General features: G+C 63.2%; 20 protein-coding genes. 9 read left to right on the top strand and 11 right to left on the bottom strand.

Translation table 11 applies throughout. The annotated features are described in order from the left end of the window. Positions 1–346 precede the first annotated feature (346 nt). Positions 347–1261, top strand: coding sequence for a DMT family transporter (locus ACB037_RS17635; protein WP_371175667.1), 915 nt, complete (start codon positions 347–349; stop codon positions 1259–1261). A 36-nt stretch (positions 1262–1297) separates the two neighbouring features. Here ACB037_RS17635 and envZ read toward each other — a convergent pair whose 3' ends face one another. Beyond that, a complete protein-coding gene (envZ, locus tag ACB037_RS17640; protein WP_010672557.1) occupies positions 1298–2608 on the bottom strand; it encodes a two-component system sensor histidine kinase EnvZ in 1311 nt (436 codons plus the stop codon). After that, a complete protein-coding gene (gene ompR / locus ACB037_RS17645) occupies positions 2605–3324 on the bottom strand; it encodes a two-component system response regulator OmpR (protein ID WP_010672556.1) in 720 nt (239 codons plus the stop codon). Before ompR ends, envZ begins: the two co-directional genes overlap by 4 nt. 202 nt (positions 3325–3526) lie before the next feature. On the opposite strand from ompR, the gene greB reads away from it, so the two are divergent. After that, positions 3527–4000 carry a transcription elongation factor GreB gene (gene greB / locus ACB037_RS17650; RefSeq protein WP_039039492.1) on the top strand — a complete coding sequence of 158 codons (474 nt, stop codon included), beginning with the start codon at positions 3527–3529 and terminating at the stop codon, positions 3998–4000. Between the two features lie 268 nt (positions 4001–4268). After that, complete coding sequence (locus tag ACB037_RS17655) at positions 4269–6575, top strand: Tex family protein (RefSeq protein ID WP_048209250.1); 2307 nt, start codon at positions 4269–4271, stop codon at positions 6573–6575. Between the two features lie 58 nt (positions 6576–6633). Here ACB037_RS17655 and ACB037_RS17660 read toward each other — a convergent pair whose 3' ends face one another. The 3 genes from ACB037_RS17660 to bioH all read right to left on the bottom strand — a co-directional run bounded on the left by ACB037_RS17660 (position 6634) and on the right by bioH (position 8467). Then, positions 6634–7395, bottom strand: a complete 762-nt coding sequence (locus ACB037_RS17660; RefSeq protein ID WP_183149186.1) for a putative metalloprotease CJM1_0395 family protein — start codon at positions 7393–7395, stop codon at positions 6634–6636. Between the two features lies 1 nt (position 7396). After that, the gene (locus tag ACB037_RS17665) at positions 7397–7630 is read right to left on the bottom strand and encodes a hypothetical protein (protein ID WP_010672552.1); all 234 of its coding nucleotides are present in this window, start codon (positions 7628–7630) and stop codon (positions 7397–7399) included. A 72-nt stretch (positions 7631–7702) separates the two neighbouring features. Beyond that, positions 7703–8467, bottom strand: coding sequence for a pimeloyl-ACP methyl ester esterase BioH (gene bioH / locus ACB037_RS17670; RefSeq protein ID WP_041212176.1), 765 nt, complete (start codon positions 8465–8467; stop codon positions 7703–7705). A gap of 38 nt (positions 8468–8505) precedes the next feature. Here bioH and ACB037_RS17675 point away from each other — a divergent pair, with 38 nt between their 5' ends. Then, positions 8506–9234 carry a ComF family protein gene (locus ACB037_RS17675; RefSeq protein WP_151028531.1) on the top strand — a complete coding sequence of 243 codons (729 nt, stop codon included), beginning with the start codon at positions 8506–8508 and terminating at the stop codon, positions 9232–9234. 148 nt (positions 9235–9382) lie between these two features. Beyond that, entirely contained in the window at positions 9383–9961 is a 579-nt protein-coding gene (gene nfuA, locus ACB037_RS17680; RefSeq protein ID WP_010672549.1) for a Fe-S biogenesis protein NfuA, read from the top strand. An 83-nt stretch (positions 9962–10044) separates the two neighbouring features. On the opposite strand, the gene gpsA is transcribed toward nfuA, so the two are convergent. From gpsA to ACB037_RS17695, 3 genes are read right to left on the bottom strand one after another with little or no spacing between them, the layout of a single operon-like run. Further along, a complete protein-coding gene (gene gpsA / locus ACB037_RS17685) occupies positions 10045–11049 on the bottom strand; it encodes an NAD(P)H-dependent glycerol-3-phosphate dehydrogenase (RefSeq protein ID WP_214005877.1) in 1005 nt (334 codons plus the stop codon). A 2-nt stretch (positions 11050–11051) separates the two neighbouring features. Beyond that, positions 11052–11522: a protein-export chaperone SecB gene (gene secB, locus ACB037_RS17690; RefSeq protein ID WP_010672547.1), complete on the bottom strand. Its 471-nt coding sequence runs from the start codon at positions 11520–11522 to the stop codon at positions 11052–11054. A gap of 47 nt (positions 11523–11569) precedes the next feature. After that, the gene (locus ACB037_RS17695) at positions 11570–12001 is read right to left on the bottom strand and encodes a rhodanese-like domain-containing protein (RefSeq protein ID WP_010672546.1); all 432 of its coding nucleotides are present in this window, start codon (positions 11999–12001) and stop codon (positions 11570–11572) included. 348 nt (positions 12002–12349) lie between these two features. On the opposite strand from ACB037_RS17695, the gene gpmM reads away from it, so the two are divergent. Both gpmM and ACB037_RS17705 read left to right on the top strand, forming a co-directional pair. Next, a complete protein-coding gene (gene gpmM / locus ACB037_RS17700; protein WP_045522397.1) occupies positions 12350–13879 on the top strand; it encodes a 2,3-bisphosphoglycerate-independent phosphoglycerate mutase in 1530 nt (509 codons plus the stop codon). Between the two features lie 9 nt (positions 13880–13888). Next, positions 13889–15292, top strand: a complete 1404-nt coding sequence (locus tag ACB037_RS17705; RefSeq protein ID WP_151028530.1) for a peptidoglycan DD-metalloendopeptidase family protein — start codon at positions 13889–13891, stop codon at positions 15290–15292. A 206-nt stretch (positions 15293–15498) separates the two neighbouring features. On the opposite strand, the gene ACB037_RS17710 is transcribed toward ACB037_RS17705, so the two are convergent. Then, complete coding sequence (locus ACB037_RS17710; protein ID WP_371175689.1) at positions 15499–16149, bottom strand: Qnr family pentapeptide repeat protein; 651 nt, start codon at positions 16147–16149, stop codon at positions 15499–15501. Between the two features lie 88 nt (positions 16150–16237). On the opposite strand from ACB037_RS17710, the gene ACB037_RS17715 reads away from it, so the two are divergent. Together ACB037_RS17715 and ACB037_RS17720 are read left to right on the top strand one after the other, a co-directional pair. After that, entirely contained in the window at positions 16238–17245 is a 1008-nt protein-coding gene (locus ACB037_RS17715) for a substrate-binding domain-containing protein (RefSeq protein WP_045522401.1), read from the top strand. 110 nt (positions 17246–17355) lie between these two features. Then, positions 17356–17745: a nuclear transport factor 2 family protein gene (locus ACB037_RS17720; protein ID WP_223916336.1), complete on the top strand. Its 390-nt coding sequence runs from the start codon at positions 17356–17358 to the stop codon at positions 17743–17745. Positions 17746–17800: 55 nt separating this feature from the next. Here the strand turns inward: ACB037_RS17720 and ACB037_RS17725 are convergent, their stop codons facing one another. Further along, a complete protein-coding gene (locus tag ACB037_RS17725) occupies positions 17801–18493 on the bottom strand; it encodes a helix-turn-helix domain-containing protein (RefSeq protein WP_371175668.1) in 693 nt (230 codons plus the stop codon). A 138-nt stretch (positions 18494–18631) separates the two neighbouring features. Continuing rightward, complete coding sequence (locus ACB037_RS17730; protein WP_039039502.1) at positions 18632–19273, bottom strand: bifunctional 4-hydroxy-2-oxoglutarate aldolase/2-dehydro-3-deoxy-phosphogluconate aldolase; 642 nt, start codon at positions 19271–19273, stop codon at positions 18632–18634. Positions 19274–19276 lie beyond the last annotated feature (3 nt).

Genomic DNA, 19276 nt, shown 5'->3' on the forward strand with positions numbered 1-19276 from the left:
CTCCAATAGATAAAAGAACATAAATCAACACCGCCCGACCGGAACTACTCCCGCCAGAGGTGTGATTTTTCACGTTTCCTCCCATATCGGGAGGACTGTATGGCTGGCAACTCGTAAACGGGAAGCTCAGCAAGCAGACATATCGTCTGGCTGCCTCATGGGCAAGCGGAGGGGATTATACGGATTTTTTCCACTCACGCAAGTGAAGGCGGACAGATTGTGCGCAATGTTGTGTGGCAGATGGATCTCCAGGCGATCAAATCATCGCCATCGGCGAGACGGTAACGACAATGTTGCAAACAGGCTGATAGACTGCGCCCTCGCCCCAGTTTGCGGAACGCATCCCATGCTCAACAATCAGAAGAAAGCCTACCAGTACGGGCTCTGTGCCGTCGCCCTCTGGTCCACGGTGGCCAGCGCCTTCAAGATCTCCCTCGCCTACTTTGAACCGGTACAGCTGCTGCTGGTCGCGGCCTGCACCTCGACCCTGACCCTGGGGTGCATCGTGGCCTGTCAGGGCAAACTGCCGCTACTGCTCGACTACATCAAGAGTCGCCCCCTCTACTACCTCGCTCTCGGGGTCCTGAACCCCTTCCTCTATTACCTGCTGCTGTTCAAGGCATATGATCTGCTGCCCGCCCAGCAGGCACAGACTCTCAACTACACCTGGGCCATCACCCTCAGCCTGCTGGCCGTTCCCTTCCTCGGTCAAAAGCTGCGCCGCCGCGATGGCGTCGCCATCGTGCTCGGCTATTTCGGCGCCCTGGTGATCGCCACCAGGGGGGACGTGTTCGGTCTACAGTTCGACAGCCCCCTCGGCGTCACGCTGGCGCTGGTGTCGACCCTGATCTGGGCCGGTTACTGGATCCTCAACACCCGCAATCAGGGGGATCCCGTCGTCAGCCTGCTGCTCGGCTTCCTCATCAGCCTGCCCTTCATCATCGTGGCGACCTGGTTGCTCTCGGACTTTGCCATGACCGCCTGGCAGGGATGGGCTGGCGCCATCTATGTGGGGCTGTTCGAGATGGGCTTCGGTTTCGTGCTCTGGCTGATGGCCCTGCGCCACGCCACCAACACAGCCCCCATCAGTAACCTCATCTTCATCTCGCCGTTTGCCTCTCTGGTGCTGCTCAACCTGTTGATCGGCGAAACCATTCACCCGGCAACCCCCATCGGCTTGGCTCTCATCGTCGCCGCCCTGCTTATCCAGCAACTCAAATATGGCAAGCGCTACCGCAAGGTGAGCGACCTCCACCCCTGACAGACAAAAGGGCGCATCTCTCGATACGCCCTGCTTTCAATCCATCCACTCCAGCGGCTGGTTCTTGGGTAGCCGGATCTCCACCTGCAAGCCCCCCAGTTCGGAGCGCCCCAACCTGATGGTGCCGTGATGCTGGGAAACTATCTTGGCAACGATGGCCAGCCCCAGCCCACTGCCGCCACCGGTGCGCGCCACATTGCCCTGGGTGAAGGGCTTGAGCACCCGGGAGTAGTCCTCTTCTGCGATCCCCGGGCCATTGTCGGAGAGTCGCAGCCGCACCCAGTGGCCATCATCCCTGAGCTCGGCCTGCAACCGGGTCGCGCCATAGCGCAGGGAGTTGCCCGACAGATTGTTGAGGATACGGCGAATGCTGATGGGATGGCAGGCCACACGCACCGCCTCCTCCGGCAGGAGCAGCTCCACTTCCAGTCCCTGATCGGTCTGCATCAGCAACGCATCGTGAATGAGCTGGGTCAGGTCGACGGGCCGGGCATCGAGCCCCTCGTTCGGGCGAATGTAGTCGATGAACTGATCGATGATGCCGTTCGACTCATCGATATCCGCATTGATGCTCTCCTTGAGGTACTCATCCCCCGAGGACATCATCTCGGTCGCGAGACGAATGCGGGTGAGAGGGGTGCGCAAATCGTGGGATACCCCGGCCATCATCAGGTTGCGCTCCTCGATCAGCCCCTTGATGGAGCTCGACATGTGGTTGAAGGTGCGGGTCAGGCGGCGCACCTCCCGCGAGCCCTGCTCCCCCAGGGCATCGGGAAAGTTGCCGCGCGCCACCGCCACGGCCCCCGCTTCCAGATCCTCCAGCGGTCGCACCAGCTGACGGGCAAAACGCCAGGCTGCAAACAGGGTCACCACCAGCAAGACGCTCATATAGAGGATGAGCGGTTCGATGTCGTCATCTTCAATTTCAGTCAGGGGAATGCGCACCCACATCTGGCTGGCCTGGGGAGGCTGGATCCAGATGATGTAGTGATCCTGGATTTCAACTCTGACCCTGGTATCCCCTTTCAATTCGCGGCTGATGCTCTGCTCCAGATAGGGGTAGGGCTTGGAATCATTCAGCCCGTGCTGCTCCGCCTCGCTCTGGGTATAGATGTCGCTGCCAGTGGTGACATAGACCAGCGCCTCGGCATCTTCACTGAGCGCCAGCTGGTTGTTGTCCACCGGAAAGATGAGTTTGACCTGGTTTGCCAGCAGGTGGCTGATCTGCTTGACGGTCGGCGCCAGCAGGTAGTTGTAGAAGGTAACGTAGGAGACGACTTGATAGACCACCAGCACGGCAGCCAGAAACCAGAGCATGCGGGAGAACATGCTGCCCACTTTCTTCATGCGTTCTCACCGTCCGGTACGAACACATACCCCAGACCCCAGACGGTCTGCAGATAGCGAGGCTGGGCCGGGTCCTGTTCCAGCAGGCGGCGCAGGCGGGAGACCTGCACATCAATGCTGCGCTCGGTGGCCGTGTACTCGCGACCACGGGCCAGGTTCATCAGCTTGTCACGGGAGAGCGGTTCGCGAGGATGACTCACCAGCACCTTGAGCACGGCGAACTCCCCGCTGGTCAGGGCAACCGGTTCGCCATCACGGCTCAGTTCACGGGTCGCCAGATTGAGCTGGTAGGCCCCGAAACTCACCATCTTCTCCGCCGCGGAAGGGGCGCCGGGCAGCTCCACGGTATGGCGGCGCAGCACGGCGCGGATCCGGGCCAGCAGCTCACGGGGGTTGAACGGCTTGGGCAGATAATCGTCGGCCCCCATCTCCAGACCGACGATGCGATCCACTTCGTCCCCCTTGGCGGTGAGCATCAAGACAGGGATCTGGTTGCCGGCCTCGCGCAGGCGGCGGCAGATGGAGAGGCCGTCTTCCCCCGGCAGCATCAGATCAAGCACCATCAGGCTGAAGTTTTCACGCGTCAGCAGGCGATCGGCCTGCTCCCCGTTGGCGACACCTCGCACTACAAACCCCTGCTCGGTGAGGTAGCGCTCCAGCAAGGAACGCAGTTTCAGATCGTCGTCCACCACCAGGACCTTGTATTGCTGACTCATTGCCACCTCTCTTTTCTGTCTCCCCTCATACTAGAGCCGCCCCCTGCAACCACAAAGCATAAATATGTTACCGGTTATTGCCCTCATTCGGCCCCGGAGCCGGGAAGGATGGATGGCCAGCTCTGCTTTTTGCTCGACAGCGCGGCGACAATGACTAAGATCCCGAGCAACCGGATGCAATTGGCGAGGGAGTGATAACTCCATGAAAACCAAACTCATTACCCGTGAAGGCTACACCAGGCTCCGGCAGGAGCACGACATGCTCTGGCGGGAGGAGAGGCCCGATGTCACCAAAAAAGTGGCCTGGGCGGCGAGCCTGGGTGATCGCAGCGAGAATGCCGATTACCAGTACAACAAGAAACGCCTGCGGGAGATCGACCGCCGGGTTCGCTACCTGCGCAAGTGCCTGGAAGAGCTGACCATAGTCGACTACTCACCCTCCCAGGAGGGCAAGGTATTCTTCGGCGCCTGGGTCGAGGTGGAAAACGACGAGGGTGAGACCAAGCGCTTTCGCATCGTCGGCTATGACGAGATCTTCGGCCGCAAGGATTACATCTCCATCGATTCCCCCATGGCCCGCGCCCTGCTCAAGAAAGAGGTGGGCGATGAAGCCATGGTGCAAACGCCAGTGGGTGACGCCTGCTGGTACATCAATGAGATCAGCTATCCCAAATAAGCCAGGCCGACCCTGACTGCCAAATCGGCTGACAAGGCCAGGAGAGACCGAGCATGTCCGCCCACCGGGTATGAGAAACGTCATTTCTGCCGGGGTGGCATCCCGCTGCCCGACCCCATATAGTGCTCACACCCGGCGCCTTGCGGCGCCAACCGGCCCGCGCGGCAGTGGCCTGGCAGGTATCTAAAGTATCGCCAGGACAGACCCCCTGTTCGGCGACGTAGCCCCACGCTGGCCAGTTAGACAGGACCCGACCAAGAGACCCTCGATGCAAAGCCACGTAATAGAACATCAGATCGCCGGTGAGCTGAATGCCCGTCCGGAACAGGTGCAGGCAGCCGTTCGCCTGCTGGACGAAGGCGCGACCGTTCCCTTCATCGCCCGTTACCGCAAAGAGGTGACCGGCGGTCTGGACGACAGCCAGCTGCGTACCCTGGAGAGCCGCCTCGGCTACCTGCGTGAACTGGCGGATCGCCGCCAGGTGATCCTGCGCTCCATTGAAGAGCAGGGCAAACTGACCCCCGAGCTGGCCCGCGAGCTGAACGATGCCGACAGCAAGACCCGGCTGGAAGACCTCTACCTCCCCTACAAGCCCAAGCGGCGCACCAAGGGGCAGATGGCCATCGAGGCGGGGCTGGAGCCACTGGCGGATTTGCTGCTGGGTGACCCCATGAAGGATCCCGAGCAAGAGGCGGTTCGCTTCCTCAATGCCGAGCAGGGGATCACCGACGGCAAGGCCGCCCTCGACGGTGCCCGTTACATCCTGATGGAGCGCTTCGCCGAGCAGGCCGATCTCCTTGAGAAGTTGCGGGACTACCTGTGGCACAACGCCACCCTGCGTGCCCGCGTGGTGGCCGGCAAGGAGCAGGAAGGGGCCAAATTCAAGGACTACTTCGAACACGACGAACCCCTGCACAAGGCCCCCTCCCACCGGGTGCTGGCCATGTTGCGCGGCCGCAACGAGGGGATTCTCAACCTGGCGCTGGTCACCGGCGAGGATGAGGGTACCAGCCCCTGCGAAGGGATCATCGCCCATCACCTCAGACTCAACCTGCAAAGTCGCCCGGCCGACAAGTGGCTGCAGGGGGTGGTGAGCTGGACCTGGAAGATCAAGCTCTCCCTGCAGATGGAGACCGAGCTGATCGGTCGCATCCGCGAATCGGCAGAAGACGAGGCGATCAAGGTATTCGCCATGAACCTCAAGGATCTGCTGATGGCGGCGCCGGCCGGCATGCGTTGCACCATGGGACTGGATCCCGGCATCCGCACCGGGGTCAAGGTGGCGGTGGTGGATGCCACCGGCAAGCTGGTCGATCACGCGACCATCTATCCGTTCGAACCCAAACGCCAGGTTGACCAGAGTCTCAAGACCCTGAGCGAGCTGTGCCAGAAGCACAAGGTCGAGCTCATCAGCATCGGCAACGGCACCGCATCCCGGGAAACCGACCGCCTGGTGAGCGATCTGTTCGAGCGCTACCCGGCCGCCAAGGCACAGAAGATAGTAGTGAGTGAAGCGGGGGCATCGGTCTACTCCGCCTCCGAGCTCGCCTCCCAGGAATTCCCGGATCTCGACGTCTCCATTCGCGGCGCCGTCTCCATCGCCCGCCGGTTGCAGGATCCCCTGGCCGAGCTGGTCAAGATCGATCCCAAGAGCATCGGTGTGGGCCAGTACCAGCACGATGTCGGCCAGAGCCAGCTGGCCCGCCGCCTCGACGCGGTGGTCGAGGATTGCGTGAACGCGGTGGGGGTGGATGTGAATACCGCCTCGGTCGCCCTGCTCAACCGGGTTTCCGGCCTCTCCCAGACCCTGGCCCAGAACATCGTCGCCTACCGCGACGAGAACGGCGCCTTCAAGAGTCGTCAGCAGTTGCTGAAAGTTGGCCGACTCGGGCCCAAGGCATTCGAGCAATGCGCCGGCTTCCTGCGCATTCGGGGCGGCAGCAACCCGCTGGACGGCTCGGCGGTGCACCCGGAATCCTACCCGGTGGTGGAGCGGATCCTCGCCAAGCTGGAGCAGACCGTGGACAGCCTGCTCGGCAACAGCAGCCTGCTGCGCACCCTCAAGCCCACCGACTACACCGACGATCAGTTCGGGGTACCTACCGTCACCGACATCATTGGCGAGCTGGACAAGCCCGGCCGCGACCCGCGTCCCGAGTTCAAGACCGCCACCTTCAAGGAAGGGGTGGAGAAAATCAGCGATCTGGTGCCCGAGATGGTGCTGGAGGGTGTGGTCACCAACGTCACCAACTTCGGCGCCTTCGTCGACATCGGCGTCCATCAGGACGGGCTGGTGCACATTTCTTCCCTCACCGATCGCTTCGTCAAGGATCCCCGCGAGGTGGTCAAGGCCGGTGACATCGTCCGGGTCAAGGTGCTGGAAGTCGACGTACCGCGCAAACGCATCAGTCTGACCATGCGTCTGGATGAAAAAGCCGGCCAGCCTGCACGCAAAACGGCCGAGCCGCGTCACACTGGCAACGCCCGACCGAAACAGGCGCCCCGTCAGAGCGCTCCGACCGAGGGTGCCATGGGCAACGCCTTCGCGGCTGCCCTGTCGAAACTAAAGAAATAAGCCCCCAGAATGCAAAAAAGCCCCGAAAGGGGCTTTTTCATGCCTGTACTGAGCGGGATCAAACGTCCTGACTCAGGCTATGCGGGGAGGCTGGCCTCACCGCTTGCTGATAGTGCCTGGCAATCACCTGGTTTCGATTGTCCATATAAGCACCGAGCGGGCCTGTGGTTTCCTGCCTGAGGGTCATCAGATCCTTGCGGGCCTGTGCCTCCTTGCCAGAGGCGGCACGGGCCACACTCATGTCTTGTGACGATGGTTCATCGGGAGCCAGTGCAGCGGCACGCACCTGCTGCATCTTGGCGATGGTCGCGGCGGGATCCCCGGGAATGGTCCCCATGTCGATGACCACCTCCCCCCCGGTGGCATAACGCTTACCATCCGGCCCACGGGAAAACTGGTAGGTAGGGCTCCCCGCATGCTCGCCGCCGGCTGCCTGGTGCGCCTGCTCGTGCTTGCGGACTTCGAGATCCCGCTCGACCAGCGCAGCCACCTGACGCTGCTGCTTTTGCTGCTCCTGCTGTTCACCCTCCTGACGTTGTCGACGCTCCCCCTCCTCCCCCGTTGCCTCGACAAAACGGTGCGCCACCATCACGGGGCCGGTCTGGCTGTTCTCTTTCGTGGACGAGGATGGGGCGGCGGGATTGGCCTGGGCGGCCCGGGCTCTCTCTTTCTGGGAACCGACGCCGGACTCGGCGTTGGACGCTTCGCTCTGGCGGCTGGGGGGCACCAGTTCTGCGCGGCGGTTGTCAGTCTGTGCCGATTCCGTCTGCGGCTGCAGTTGATTCGGAATGATGGTCGGCAGACTGACGTTGATGTTCATGTCACACCCGGATATCGATCAGGGTGCCCAGCATGTCGCTGGCCGTCTGGATCACCTTGGCGGATGCCCCGGCATGCAGCTCGGCCACCTTGAGATTCACCAGTTCATCCGGCAACTGCACCTGATCACCCGCTGGCGTATTGAGACGGGCGATCTGGCTGGACGCCTGGCCGGCCAACTGCTCGGCCCGTTGGAACCCCTGCACGCCCGCCGTCATGGCTGATTCGATACGCATTGGCACACTCCTCTGTAGGGTTGGCTAATTATCCACCAACCTGACGAGTTATTGAAGCCTGCCGCTCAAATCTCAGTCAATGAACTGCCGCAGGAGGGTGATGAACTGCTCTGGATGGGAGATGAAGGGAGCATGGGATGCCTTCTCCAGCACCAGACTGTGGCTGGCAGGGTAGCGCGCATCCAGCAAGGGAATCGCCGCCTTCGGCACCAGGGTATCCAGCCTGCCGTAAAGGCGCAGCCAGGGCAGATCCAGGCCGATCAGTTCATCCCGCAGATCGACCTCGGCCAGCAGGCCCAGACCCGCCTCCAGGGCCGCAAGCCGGGGAGCGGGTCGCTCCGCCAGCCAGTGACGCAACTGGCGAATGTCGTTTCTGGCGTGCTCGCTGCCCATGGCCTGGATCGCGAGGAAGCGCTCTATGGTCTGCATGAAGTCGCCGGCCAGCATCTGGTTGAACCCCGCCAGCACCTTGGGGGCAATCCCGGGCCACTCGTCGCGGGCCATGAAGCAGGGAGAACTGGCTACGGTAATGAGAGAGTGAAGGCGTTCAGGCATGGTCAGCGCCAACTGACTCGCCACCAGACCACCGAGGGACCAGCCGAGCAGATGGCATTTTTCGGGCAATATGGCCGCCACCTGCTCTGCCAGCCAGGGCAGGGTGTAGTCTGTCCCTGCTTGCAGGGGGCTGTTGCCAAAGCCGGGCAGGTCCACCAGATGCAGCCGATAGTGGGCAGCCAGTTCTTGGGCAATACCGTGCCAGACGGCCCCGTTCATGCCCCAGCCATGCAACAACACCAGGTCCGGGCCCTGGCCAAACCGCTCAACCGATACGCTCATCTAGACTCAAGATCCCTGTTTATCTGCTTGGAGCCTGCATGTTAAAGCGGCTGCTCGCCAAAGCAAGTCCGATCCTTGGCACCCAGTCCGACTGGCTCGGTCTGTGCCTGCTCTGTCGCCAACCCTGTGACGACACGCCCTTGTTGTGCTCCTGGTGCCGCCACGCCCAGCGCCAACACGACAGACGATGCCTGATGTGTGCAGCACCGCTGCCGGAGCAACATCGCGAGAGCGAACTGCTGTGCGGACGCTGCCAGCGCAGACCCGCCCCCTGGGAGCGTTTGCAGGTGATCGGCGATTATCAGGCACCTTATGCCCAACTCATCCCCCGGCTGAAGTATTCCGGTCAGATCCTGCTCGCGCCGCTGCTTGCCCGCCTGCTGGCAGACCATCTGGATCTCGCCAACCCGCCGCAGGTCATCATTCCGGTTCCCCTGCACTGGTGGCGCCAGTGGTGGCGAGGCTTCAACCAGGCAGAAGAAATCGGCCATGCCCTGAGCGCACTCACCGGCATTCCTTGCGACACCCGCGTACTGTGCCGGACAAGGTCGACCCCGCAACAGACCCGGCTCAGTGCCGGCCAGCGGCGACGCAATCTGCGTGGCGCCTTCGAAATGGCACCTCACCACTACCGGCATGTGGCACTGCTCGATGATGTGGTCACCACGGGCGCCACCGCAGGTCAGCTCACCCGGTTGCTTCATGAGCACGGCGTCACCACGGTAGAGGTGTGGGCCATCTGCCGTACCCTCCGACACCTGAAATAACCGGGCAGGGATCCGGCCCGGGAGGCCGCTGGCGGCATGATTCCGATACGCCCGGGCTCACAGGCTCGCCATCGGCACGCTACCCAAGCCCCGCCAAGCGAGTTATCATGAATACCCTAGTCGTACACTCAGGTTTATGAGGATAGTGATGATCAGCATTTCCGACACCGCCCAGGCCCACTTCCGCAAGTTGCTGGAGAAGCAGCCTGATGGCACCAACATCCGGGTGTTTGTGGTCAATCCGGGAACCCAGAATGCCGAGTGCGGCGTATCCTATTGCCCACCCGACGCGGTCGATCCGGAAGATCAGCACCTGCCCTTCAGCGGCTTCGACTGCCTGGTCGATCCCCTGAGCGCCCCCTTCCTGGTGGATGCCACCATCGACTTCGTCACCGATCAGATGGGCTCCCAGCTCACCCTGAAAGCCCCCAACGCCAAGATGCGCAAAGTGGCCGACGACGCCCCGCTGATCGACCGTATCGAATACGTGTTGATGTCCGAGGTGAACCCCATGCTGGCCGGTCACGGCGGCAAGGTCACCCTGGTCGAGCTGACCGACGACAAACTGGCCATCCTGCAGTTCGGCGGCGGTTGCAACGGTTGCTCCATGGTCGACTACACCCTGAAAGAGGGGATCGAGAAGCAGTTGCTGGAGAAATTCCCGGGCGAACTCAACGGCGTCAAGGATGCCACCGAGCACCAGCGCGGCGATCACTCCTACTACTGATTTGCTGCCGCTGTCGCAAAGACATGCGGCAAAGAAAAGGCCCCGCCAGCTGGCGGGGCCTTTTGCATTCTGCAGCGGGCGGATCACTCGTCCTTCTTGTCTCGCGACAGCAGGGCGATGGCCGCCTCTTTCGGATTCTTGCCTTCGTACAGCACCTTGAAGATCTGCTCGCAGATGGGCATCTCGACGCCACAGCGGGCCGCCAGCAGATGCACCTCCTTGGTGTTGCGATAGCCTTCCACCACCTGGCCTATCTCGGTCATGGCGGTGTTCACATCCTTGCCGGCCCCGAGGGCCAGCCCGAAGCGACGGTTGCGCGACTGGTTGTCGGTACAGGTAAGCACCAGATCCCCGAGCCCCGCCATCCCCATGAAGGTCTTGGCGTCGGCACCCAGCGCAGCGCCCAGACGCTGCATCTCTACCAGGCCCCGGGTGATGAGCGCGGTCCTGGCGTTGGCGCCAAAGCCGAGTCCGTCAGAGAGACCGGCACCGATGGCGATGACGTTCTTGACCGCCCCGCCCAGCTGTAGACCGATGAAGTCCGGATTGGTATAGACCCGGAACGAGCGGCCGCAGTGCAGCAGGTGGGAGAGATCGTCGGCAAAGTCGTCGTGGGTCGAGGCCACCGAGATGGCGGTCGGCAGACCGGCGGCCAGCTCGCGGGCGAAGGTCGGGCCCGAGATGACCGCCAGTGGAATGGCATCCCCCAGCACCTCCCGCGCCACCTCTTGCAGCAGACGGCCGCTATCCGGCTCCAGCCCCTTGGTGGCCCAGGCGATCCGAGTATCCGGGCGCAGGAAGGGTTTGACCTGGGCCAGTACCTGGCCGAACACATGGCTCGGCACCACCAGCAGCAGCACGGGAGCGGCTTGCACCGCCGCCTGCAGATCCGACGTCAGTTGCAGATCGGCCGGGAAGGGGACATCCGGCAAGAATGCCTTGTTGCAGCGATCCTGTTCCAGCTCGGCGACATGGGCAGGGTCGTGACCCCACAGCAGGGTCGGATGACCATTGCGCGCCAGAGAAATGGCAAGGGCGGAGCCATAAGACCCCGCCCCCAGGACCGAGATTGCGATCTGGTCGGCCATTATCAGGCTTCCGCAGTCGCCTGCTGGGCCTGTACCTGCGCCATGTGCTGGGCGAACAGGGCGTCGAAGTTGACCGGTGCCAGGTTCAGCTGCGGGAAGGAACCCTTGCTCACCAGGTTGGACACCGCTTCGCGGGCATACGGGAACAGGATGTTCGGGCAGAAGGCCGCCAGGCAGTGGGCCAGTTGCGGCTCAGGCAGGTTGCCGATGGTGAAGATGCCGGCTTGCTGCACTTCGCACAGGAAGGCGGTCTCGGTTTCCAGCTTGCAGGTGACAGTCAGGGTCAGCACCACTTCATAGACGCTGTCGGCCAGGACATTGGTCTTGGTGTCCATGTCCAGCTTGACGTCCGGCTGCCACTCTTTCTGGAAGATGTGCGGAGTATTCGGGGCTTCGAAGGAAACATCCTTGGTGTAGACACGCTGGATGTGGAATTCCGGTTGCACTTCCTGGTTGTTGATTTCGTCAGCCATTTCGTTTGATTCCTTTTTAAGATAATGAGTGGGCGCAGGCCCTTAAATCAGCGTTTTTTGGTCACCGGCAGATTGTCTGCACGCCATTGGGCCATGCCACCGCTGAGCACATACACCTGCTTGAAACCGGCCTTGCTCAGTTGGCGACCCGCGCCACCAGCGGTCATCCCCGACTCGCACACCACTATGATGGGGGCATCCTTGTGCTTTTCAACCGGACCCAGATTATTCGCCTGGATCTGGGCGAGCGGCAGGTGATGGGCCCCGGCCAGATGACCCTTGGCAAATTCATCCTGACTGCGAATGTCCACGACGGTGGCATTTTCACGGTTGATAAGCAGGGTAGCGGCGTGGTTGTTGACCGCCTTCACCGGAGAAAAACGAGCACGCACAGTGGTATACACCAGGGTGCCTGCCAGGCCCAACCAGGCTGCGGTCAGCAGCGGATTGCGGGCCGCGAAATCCAAATACTCTTGCATCTTCTACTATCCAGGGACCAAGACAAGGGCCCGAGTATACATGGGGCCCTGCATAAGATCAGCCATCTTGGCGGCAAAGCGAGAGCAAGCTCCCATCAGGGATGGCTGCCGATTCTTCCTCCTCCAACCGGGCCGAACGAGAGGATGCTCCATGCCGAAAAGAGGGGGGAAACAGAGGAAAACCCGCCGCGGCAGACAAGCCGGCAACATGCCTAAAACAGCGGGATAACAGTTAAAAAGCGAGGCTGGAGAGGGACTTGGCTATCAGGTGACTATTTCGGCAGATGTAGTAATATTACGCTAGTTTCACTTCCCGCAATTCATTCCTATCCGAGAGGACATAGCCTTATGTCAACAGCTAAGAAACCGCTGGTTCTGGTCATCATGGACGGTTGGGGCTACAGCACCAAGCAAGAGTACAACGCCGTTGCTGCCGCCAAGACCCCCAACCTGGATCGCCTGGCCCGTGACTACACCAGCACCCTGATCTCCGGCTCCGGCCTGGACGTGGGTCTGCCGGACGGCCAGATGGGCAACTCCGAAGTGGGCCACACCAACATCGGTGCCGGTCGCGTCGTCTATCAGGAGCTGACCCGCATCTCCAAGGACATCCAGGACGGCGACTTCTTCCAGAACGTCGAGCTGGCCAAGGCTGTCGACGCTGCCGTGACCAAGGGCAAGGCCGTGCACATCATGGGTCTGATGTCCCCGGGTGGCGTACACAGCCACGAAGAGCACATCATGGGCATGATCGAGATGGCCGCCAAGCGTGGCGCCGAGCAGATCTACTTCCACGCCTTCCTGGATGGCCGCGACGTCCCGCCGCGCAGTGCCCAGTCCTCCATCGAGCTGTTCGACGCCCTGTTTGCCCGACTGGGCAAGGGCCGTTTCGCCTCCATGATCGGTCGTTACTACGCCATGGACCGCGACAACCGCTGGGATCGCGTGCAGCAGGCCTATGACCTGATGACCCAGGGCAAGGGCGAATTCACCGCTGACAACGCCACCGACGCGCTGGCCGCCGCCTATGCCCGCGACGAGAACGACGAGTTCGTCAAAGCCACCCGCATCGGCGACGCTGTACCGATGATCGACGGCGATGCGCTGATCTTCATGAACTTCCGTGCCGACCGCGCCCGCGAGATCACCCGCGCCTTCGTCGACAGCGACTTCACCGGCTTCGCCCGCACCGCCACCCCGGCCCTGCACTTCGTGATGCTGACCGAATACGCGGCCGACATCAAAACCGCCTGCGCCTATCCGCCCACCGCCCTGGTCAACACCCTGGGTGAGTGGCTGGCCAAGCAGGGCAAGACCCAGCTGCGCATCTCCGAGACCGAGAAGTACGCCCACGTCACCTTCTTCTTCAACGGTGGCGAAGAGGCCTGCTTCACTGGCGAAGATCGCGAAATCGTAGCGAGCCCGAAAGTGGCTACCTATGACCTGCAGCCGGAGATGAGCTCCGAAGAGCTGACCGACAAGCTGGTTGCGGCCATCAAGAGCGGCAAGTACGACGTCATCATCTGCAACTACCCGAACGGCGACATGGTCGGTCACACCGGCGTGTTCGATGCGGCCGTCAAAGCCTGTGAAGCGGTCGACCACTGCATCGGTCGCGTCACCGACGCCCTGGCGGAAGTGGGCGGCGAGTGCCTCATCACCGCCGACCATGGCAACGCCGAGAAGATGATGGACGAAGAGACTGGTCAGGCTCACACCGCCCACACCAATCTGCCGGTTCCCCTCATCTACTTCGGTCGTAAAGCCGAGGTTGCCGAAGGCGGCAAACTGTCCGATCTGGCCCCCACCATGCTGACCCTGATGGGTCTGCCGGTGCCGCCGGAAATGACTGGCAAGCCCCTGATGATTCTGAAATAATCCTGCCCCATGCGGGGATGCGAAATTATTTCACAGAAAACCAGTCGCGTCGGCCTGTTGGCCGGCGCGCTGTTTTTTTGCCTGATCGGCGGTACCGGCACAGCCCGGGCTGCGAACCAGCAGTTGGGGGCCATGCAGTCCCAGATCAAGGAACAGCAACAGACCCTCAAGCTCAGCAAGCAGGAGCTTGCCAAGCTCAACACCCAGCTCAAGGCTGACGAGCAGGCCATTTCGGCTGCCGCCGCCAAACTCGAGCAGACCAGACAGCAACTCCGGCAGAACCAGCAGAAGCTGGCGTCCCTGCAGCAGGACAAGCTGGCACTGGAGCAACAAGCCAAACACCAGAAGCAGTTGCTGGCCAAGCAGGCGGAAAGCGCCTTCCAGGCGGGCAACCACGATTACCTCAAACTGCTGCTCAACCAGCAGGATCCGGCCAAGCTGAGCCGCGCCCTCGACTATTTCGACTACCTCAACAAGGCCCGTATCGAGGCCATTGAAGCCCTGCGCGCCACCCGTGACAAGCTGGCCAAGAACCAGCAGGCCACCAGAGAGACCGAGAACCGCCTCCAGACCCTGCTCGGCGAGCAGCAGGAGCATCACCAGAGCCTGCTGGCCAGCCAGCAGAGCCGTGCCAAGGTGCGTAACCAGTTGCAGCAGTCGGTGCAGGCCGACGAGCAGAAGCTCGACAAGCTGGTCAAGGCGGAGAAAGCGCTCAAGGCGCGGCTGGAAGAGCTGCGTCGCCAGCAGGAAGAAAAGGAACGCCGCGAACGGGCCGAGCGGGAGCGCCTTGCCAAGATCAAGGCCGAGCAGGAGCGCCAGCGCCGTCTGGAGGCCCAGCGCCTGGCAGCCGAGCAGAAGCGCATCGAGGAGCAGCAGCGGATCGCGGCCCAGCAGCGCCAGGTCGGCGAACAGCAGCGGCTGGCGGCCCAGCAGCAACGCGTCGCCGAACAGCAGGCCAAGGTGGCGCAGCAGCAAGCGGCCGCCCGCAACAGCGCCAAGGCAAGCAGCAACGGCTACGGCGGTCTGAGCACGGGTGGCAACCTGCGCTGGCCGGTGCAGGGCCCCATCCTCATCTCCTACGGCTCGCCGCGTACCGCCGAGCTGAAGTGGAAGGGCACCCTGATCGGCGCCAGCGAAGGGACCCAGGTCAAGGCGGTGGCACCGGGCCAGGTGGTCTACGCCGACTGGCTCGACGGCTTCGGCATGCTGCTGGTCATCGACCACGGAAAGGGCTACATGAGCCTCTACGGCCACAACCAGTCGCTGCTGCGACAGGTGGGACAAAAGGTGGAGCAAGGGGAACCCGTGGCCCTGGTCGGCGACAGCGGCGGACAGGAGCGCTCCGGCCTCTACTTCGAGATCCGCTATCAGGGCGAGGCCATCAACCCTACCAAGTGGCTGGCCAGACGCTAGGCCCGCCTTGTCGGTGCCCGAGTGGAGTCCGCTACCTCATCTCCAGCCCTTCTCCCGCGAGGGGAACAGGGAGCAAAAGACAGCAACACCGCGTCGTTTACCACTTCACCTGACAAAAAGTCTGCATCGCGCAGGCTTTTTGCTTGGCAGGGGAGGCACCACACCGCACGCCCCGATGATGAAAACTTACCTCTTTTCCACCCCGCTCAGGGGAAGACCACCAGCCCGATCTGCTCCAGCAGCCCCTGCTGCTGATCTTCATTGATCTGCACCCCGGCGAGGTTGACCCGGCGCAGATCCAGACCGGGCAGATCGCACTGGCGCAGATCGCAGCCTTGCAGGTTGAAGCTGGTCCAGTCGATTTGCCCGAACTCGGAGCCGCTGAGATCCGAGCCCGCCAGGGAGGCGCCCAGCAGGTTGGCCCCCTGCCAGCGGTTGCCGGCAAGCTCGCACCGCTCCAGCAGGCAGCTTTCGAAGTTGGCGTAGCTGAAGTTGTTGCCGGTGAGGTGGGCTTCGCAGAAGTAGCTTTTGGCGGTGATCCGGTTGGCGAAGCTGGCATGGGCGAAGTTGATCCCCATGGCCTGGCAGTCGCGCATCTCCAGCCCAAGACACTGGCTGCGGCCGAAGTCCGCCAGGGTGAGATCGCAGCGCAGGAAGCTCGCCTCCCTCAGATCGCAGCCCTGAAACAGGCATCCCAGCTCCCGTTCCCTGTCATAGAAGCTGCAGTCGACGAAGCGGCTCTCCCCGAGATCGAGCCAGGAGAAGTGACAGCCGATGAAGCGGCACCCCTGGAACTGCTCCCCCTCCACCTCCTGCTGCGCGAAGTGGACCCCCTCGAAACACCTGCCCTTGATCATCCCCTGCCCCCTGTTGATGGCGTCATATGCTGACATTGCCGTGCAAAAACGGTAATGTTACGTGTAACATTTTTTGCCGGATCCCCAGATGAACGACACCCGCAAGCGCCGCCCTACCCTGCAGGACATTGCCGACCTGACCGGTGTCACCAAGATGACCGTCAGCCGCTACCTGCGCGACCCGTCCGCCGTGGCCGAAGGGACCCGCGAGCGCATCGCCGCCGCGGTGGAGGAGCTCGGCTACATCCCGAACCGGGCGCCGGACATGCTGTCGAACGCCACCAGCAAGGCGATCGGCATCCTGATCCCCTCCCTCTCCAACCAGGTCTTCTCGGCGGTGATCCACGGCATCGAGGCGGTGACCCGGCCCGCCGGCTACCAGACCCTGCTCGCCCACTACGGCTACAGCCCGGAGCGGGAGGAGGAGCAGATCGCCTCGCTCCTCTCCTACAACGTGGACGGGCTCATCCTCTCGGACACCCAGCACACCGAGCGCACCCGCAAGATGATCGCCACCGCCGGCATCCCGGTGGTGGAGACCATGGATCTGCCCCTCTCCCCCATCGACATGGTGGTGGGCATGGATCACCGGGCCGCCGCCCGGGCCATGGTAACAGAGATGCTGCGCCGGGGACGGCGCAAGGTGATCTACCTCGGCGCCCGGCTCGACGTGCGCACCCAGCTGCGAATGGAAGGCTACTACCAGGCGATGGCCGATTTCGGTCTGACCGGCCAGCACCTGCTGACGGAGCAATCTTCCAGCTTCACCCTGGGGGGAGAGCTGCTGGCCCAGGCCATGGCGCGCTTCCCCGATCTCGACGGCCTGTTCTGCACCAACGACGACCTCGCAGTGGGGGCCCTGCTGCAATGCCAGGCCAGGTGGATCCCGGTGCCCCAGCAGGTGGCCATCGCCGGCAGCAACGCCCTCGACATCGGCCACGCCATGACCCCCAAGCTCGCCAGCATCGTCACCCCCCGCGAGACCATAGGTCGCGAAGCCGCCATCATGCTGCTGGCCCGCCTCGGCGGCCAGCCGCTGGCGACCAGGTGCAAGGACATCGGCTTCTCCCTCTATGAGGGGGAAAGCCTCGGCTGATCCCCGGCCATCATGGCGCGTTCGACCGCCATGATGGCGCCTTCCCCCCTCTCCCCTCGCCGTCCCCTGGCCTATGCTGGCTCCTCCATCCCCCCTGTCAGGAGCAGACCATGCACCACACCGAACGATTGAAAGCCTGCCTGCAGCGCGTCATCTGCGATCCCGCCTTCCCCCTGGCGGAGCTCGACGCCTGGTTCACCCCCGACTACTGCCAGGAGGTGAACGGCGAGCGGCTCGACTACCCGGCGTTTCACCAGCACATCGCCACACTGCGCCGCCATCTGGCCGGGGCGAGCATCGAGTTTGTCGCCACCCTGGCGCAGGGGGAGCGGGTGCACTCGACCCATGTGGTGCGGGCCACCCACCAGGACGGCGGCACCCTGGTCTGCAAGGTGAGCGGCCTCTTCACCTTTCGCGGCGACCGGATCTGCCACACCGACGAGGTGACCTGTCTGCTGGCAGGCAGCAAGGAGGATGCGGATATCGGCTCGCGGCGCTGACTGCCGGCAACCCACAGACACCGCCATGGCGGGCAGGAAGGCAGACGACGGGCCCTCAGGACGCCGGTTCGCGCCGGGCAAGGCGCTGGAGTGCGCGGGACAAGGCGCCGGGATCCTCGTAGCCGAGCCGATCGGCGATCTGGGCCAGCGTGAGCCCCCGGTGCTGCAACTGGCGCGCCCGTCCCAGCACCACCTGCTCCCGCCACTGGCGAAAGCTGCACCCCAGCTGCTGGAGGAAGAGCCGGTTGAGGGTACGCACCGAGGCGCCGCAATCTGCCGCCAGCGCCGTCAGCGTCAGATGGATGGCGGGTGCCTGGCACACCCTGTCCAGCACCCGCAGCAGGCGCGGGTCCAGCGCCCCGGCGAGGGGAATGCGCACCGCGAGCGGGTCGGCGCGCTCCAGCTCCTGGCCAAGCACCGTCAGATAGGCCCCTTTCACCTCCTCCTCGGCCAGCTCGGACAGGCGGGCGAAGAGGCCCGCCAGCAGTGGGCTAGCCTGCAAGGGGCCGAAGGCGGTACGGGCCGACGTCGGCACATAGAGGAGGGAGAGCCGGGAGCGGCGCAGCACGCGAAACTCGTGCTCCCACCCCGCCGGAATAAAGCAGATCTGGCCCGCCACCAGCAGTTCTCCCTCCCCTCGCCCCGTGATGATGCCGCCCCCGTCGTGCAGATAGCAGTATTGGGCATGGGGGTGGCAGTGCAGCGCGGTGAAGTGCCCTTGCGGGTAGGATGGATGCAGACAGGACATGAAGGCTCCAGGGGAGAGGGGCGGCCCACGACCTTAAGCCAGGGCGAGGCCGGAAGCAAACGGCCCACCCCCTCCGGGGGCGGAAAAACAGCAGGCCACCCGGGGGTGGCCTGTTTAATTTTTCTAAACGATATTTGCTTAGCGTTTAACCAATTCAACCGCTTCCCGGGAGAGGCGGGTCACCTCCTCCCAGTTGCCGCTCTTGACGGCGTCTGCCGGCAGCATCCAGGAGCCGCCGACGGTGGCCACACATTTCAGCGCCAGGTAGTCGGCCACGTTTTTCGGGCCGATGCCGCCGGTGGGGCAGAATTTCACCTGGGGCAGGGGCGCCGCGATGGCGGAGAGTGCCTTGGTGCCGCCGTTCGCCTCGGCCGGGAAGAATTTGAGGTGGTCGTAGCCCGCTTCCAGCGCCTGCATCACCTCGGACGGGGTGGCCACCCCCGGGATCAGCGGCGCCGTGCTCTTGGCCGCGTGGGCCAGCAGGGCCGGGGTCATGCCCGGGGAGATGACGAAGCGGGCACCGGCAGCGACGGCGGCATCAAACTGCGCGCAGTTGAGCACGGTACCGGCACCGACCATGGCATCCGGCATCGCCTTGGCGATGAGGGCGATGGCGTCCAGCGCCACCGGGGTGCGCAGGGTGATCTCGAACACCGAGATGCCGCCATCCAGCAGGGCCTTGGCCATGGGCAGGGCCTGCTCCAGGTCGTTGATGACCATCACGGGTACCAGGGGGGAGGCGGCAAACACCTCGGCAGGGGTCACTTTCCAGTTCTGCATAGC

Source organism: Aeromonas sp. S19(2024) (genome assembly GCF_041402625.1).
Taxonomy (GTDB): Bacteria; Pseudomonadota; Gammaproteobacteria; order Enterobacterales; family Aeromonadaceae; genus Aeromonas; species Aeromonas caviae.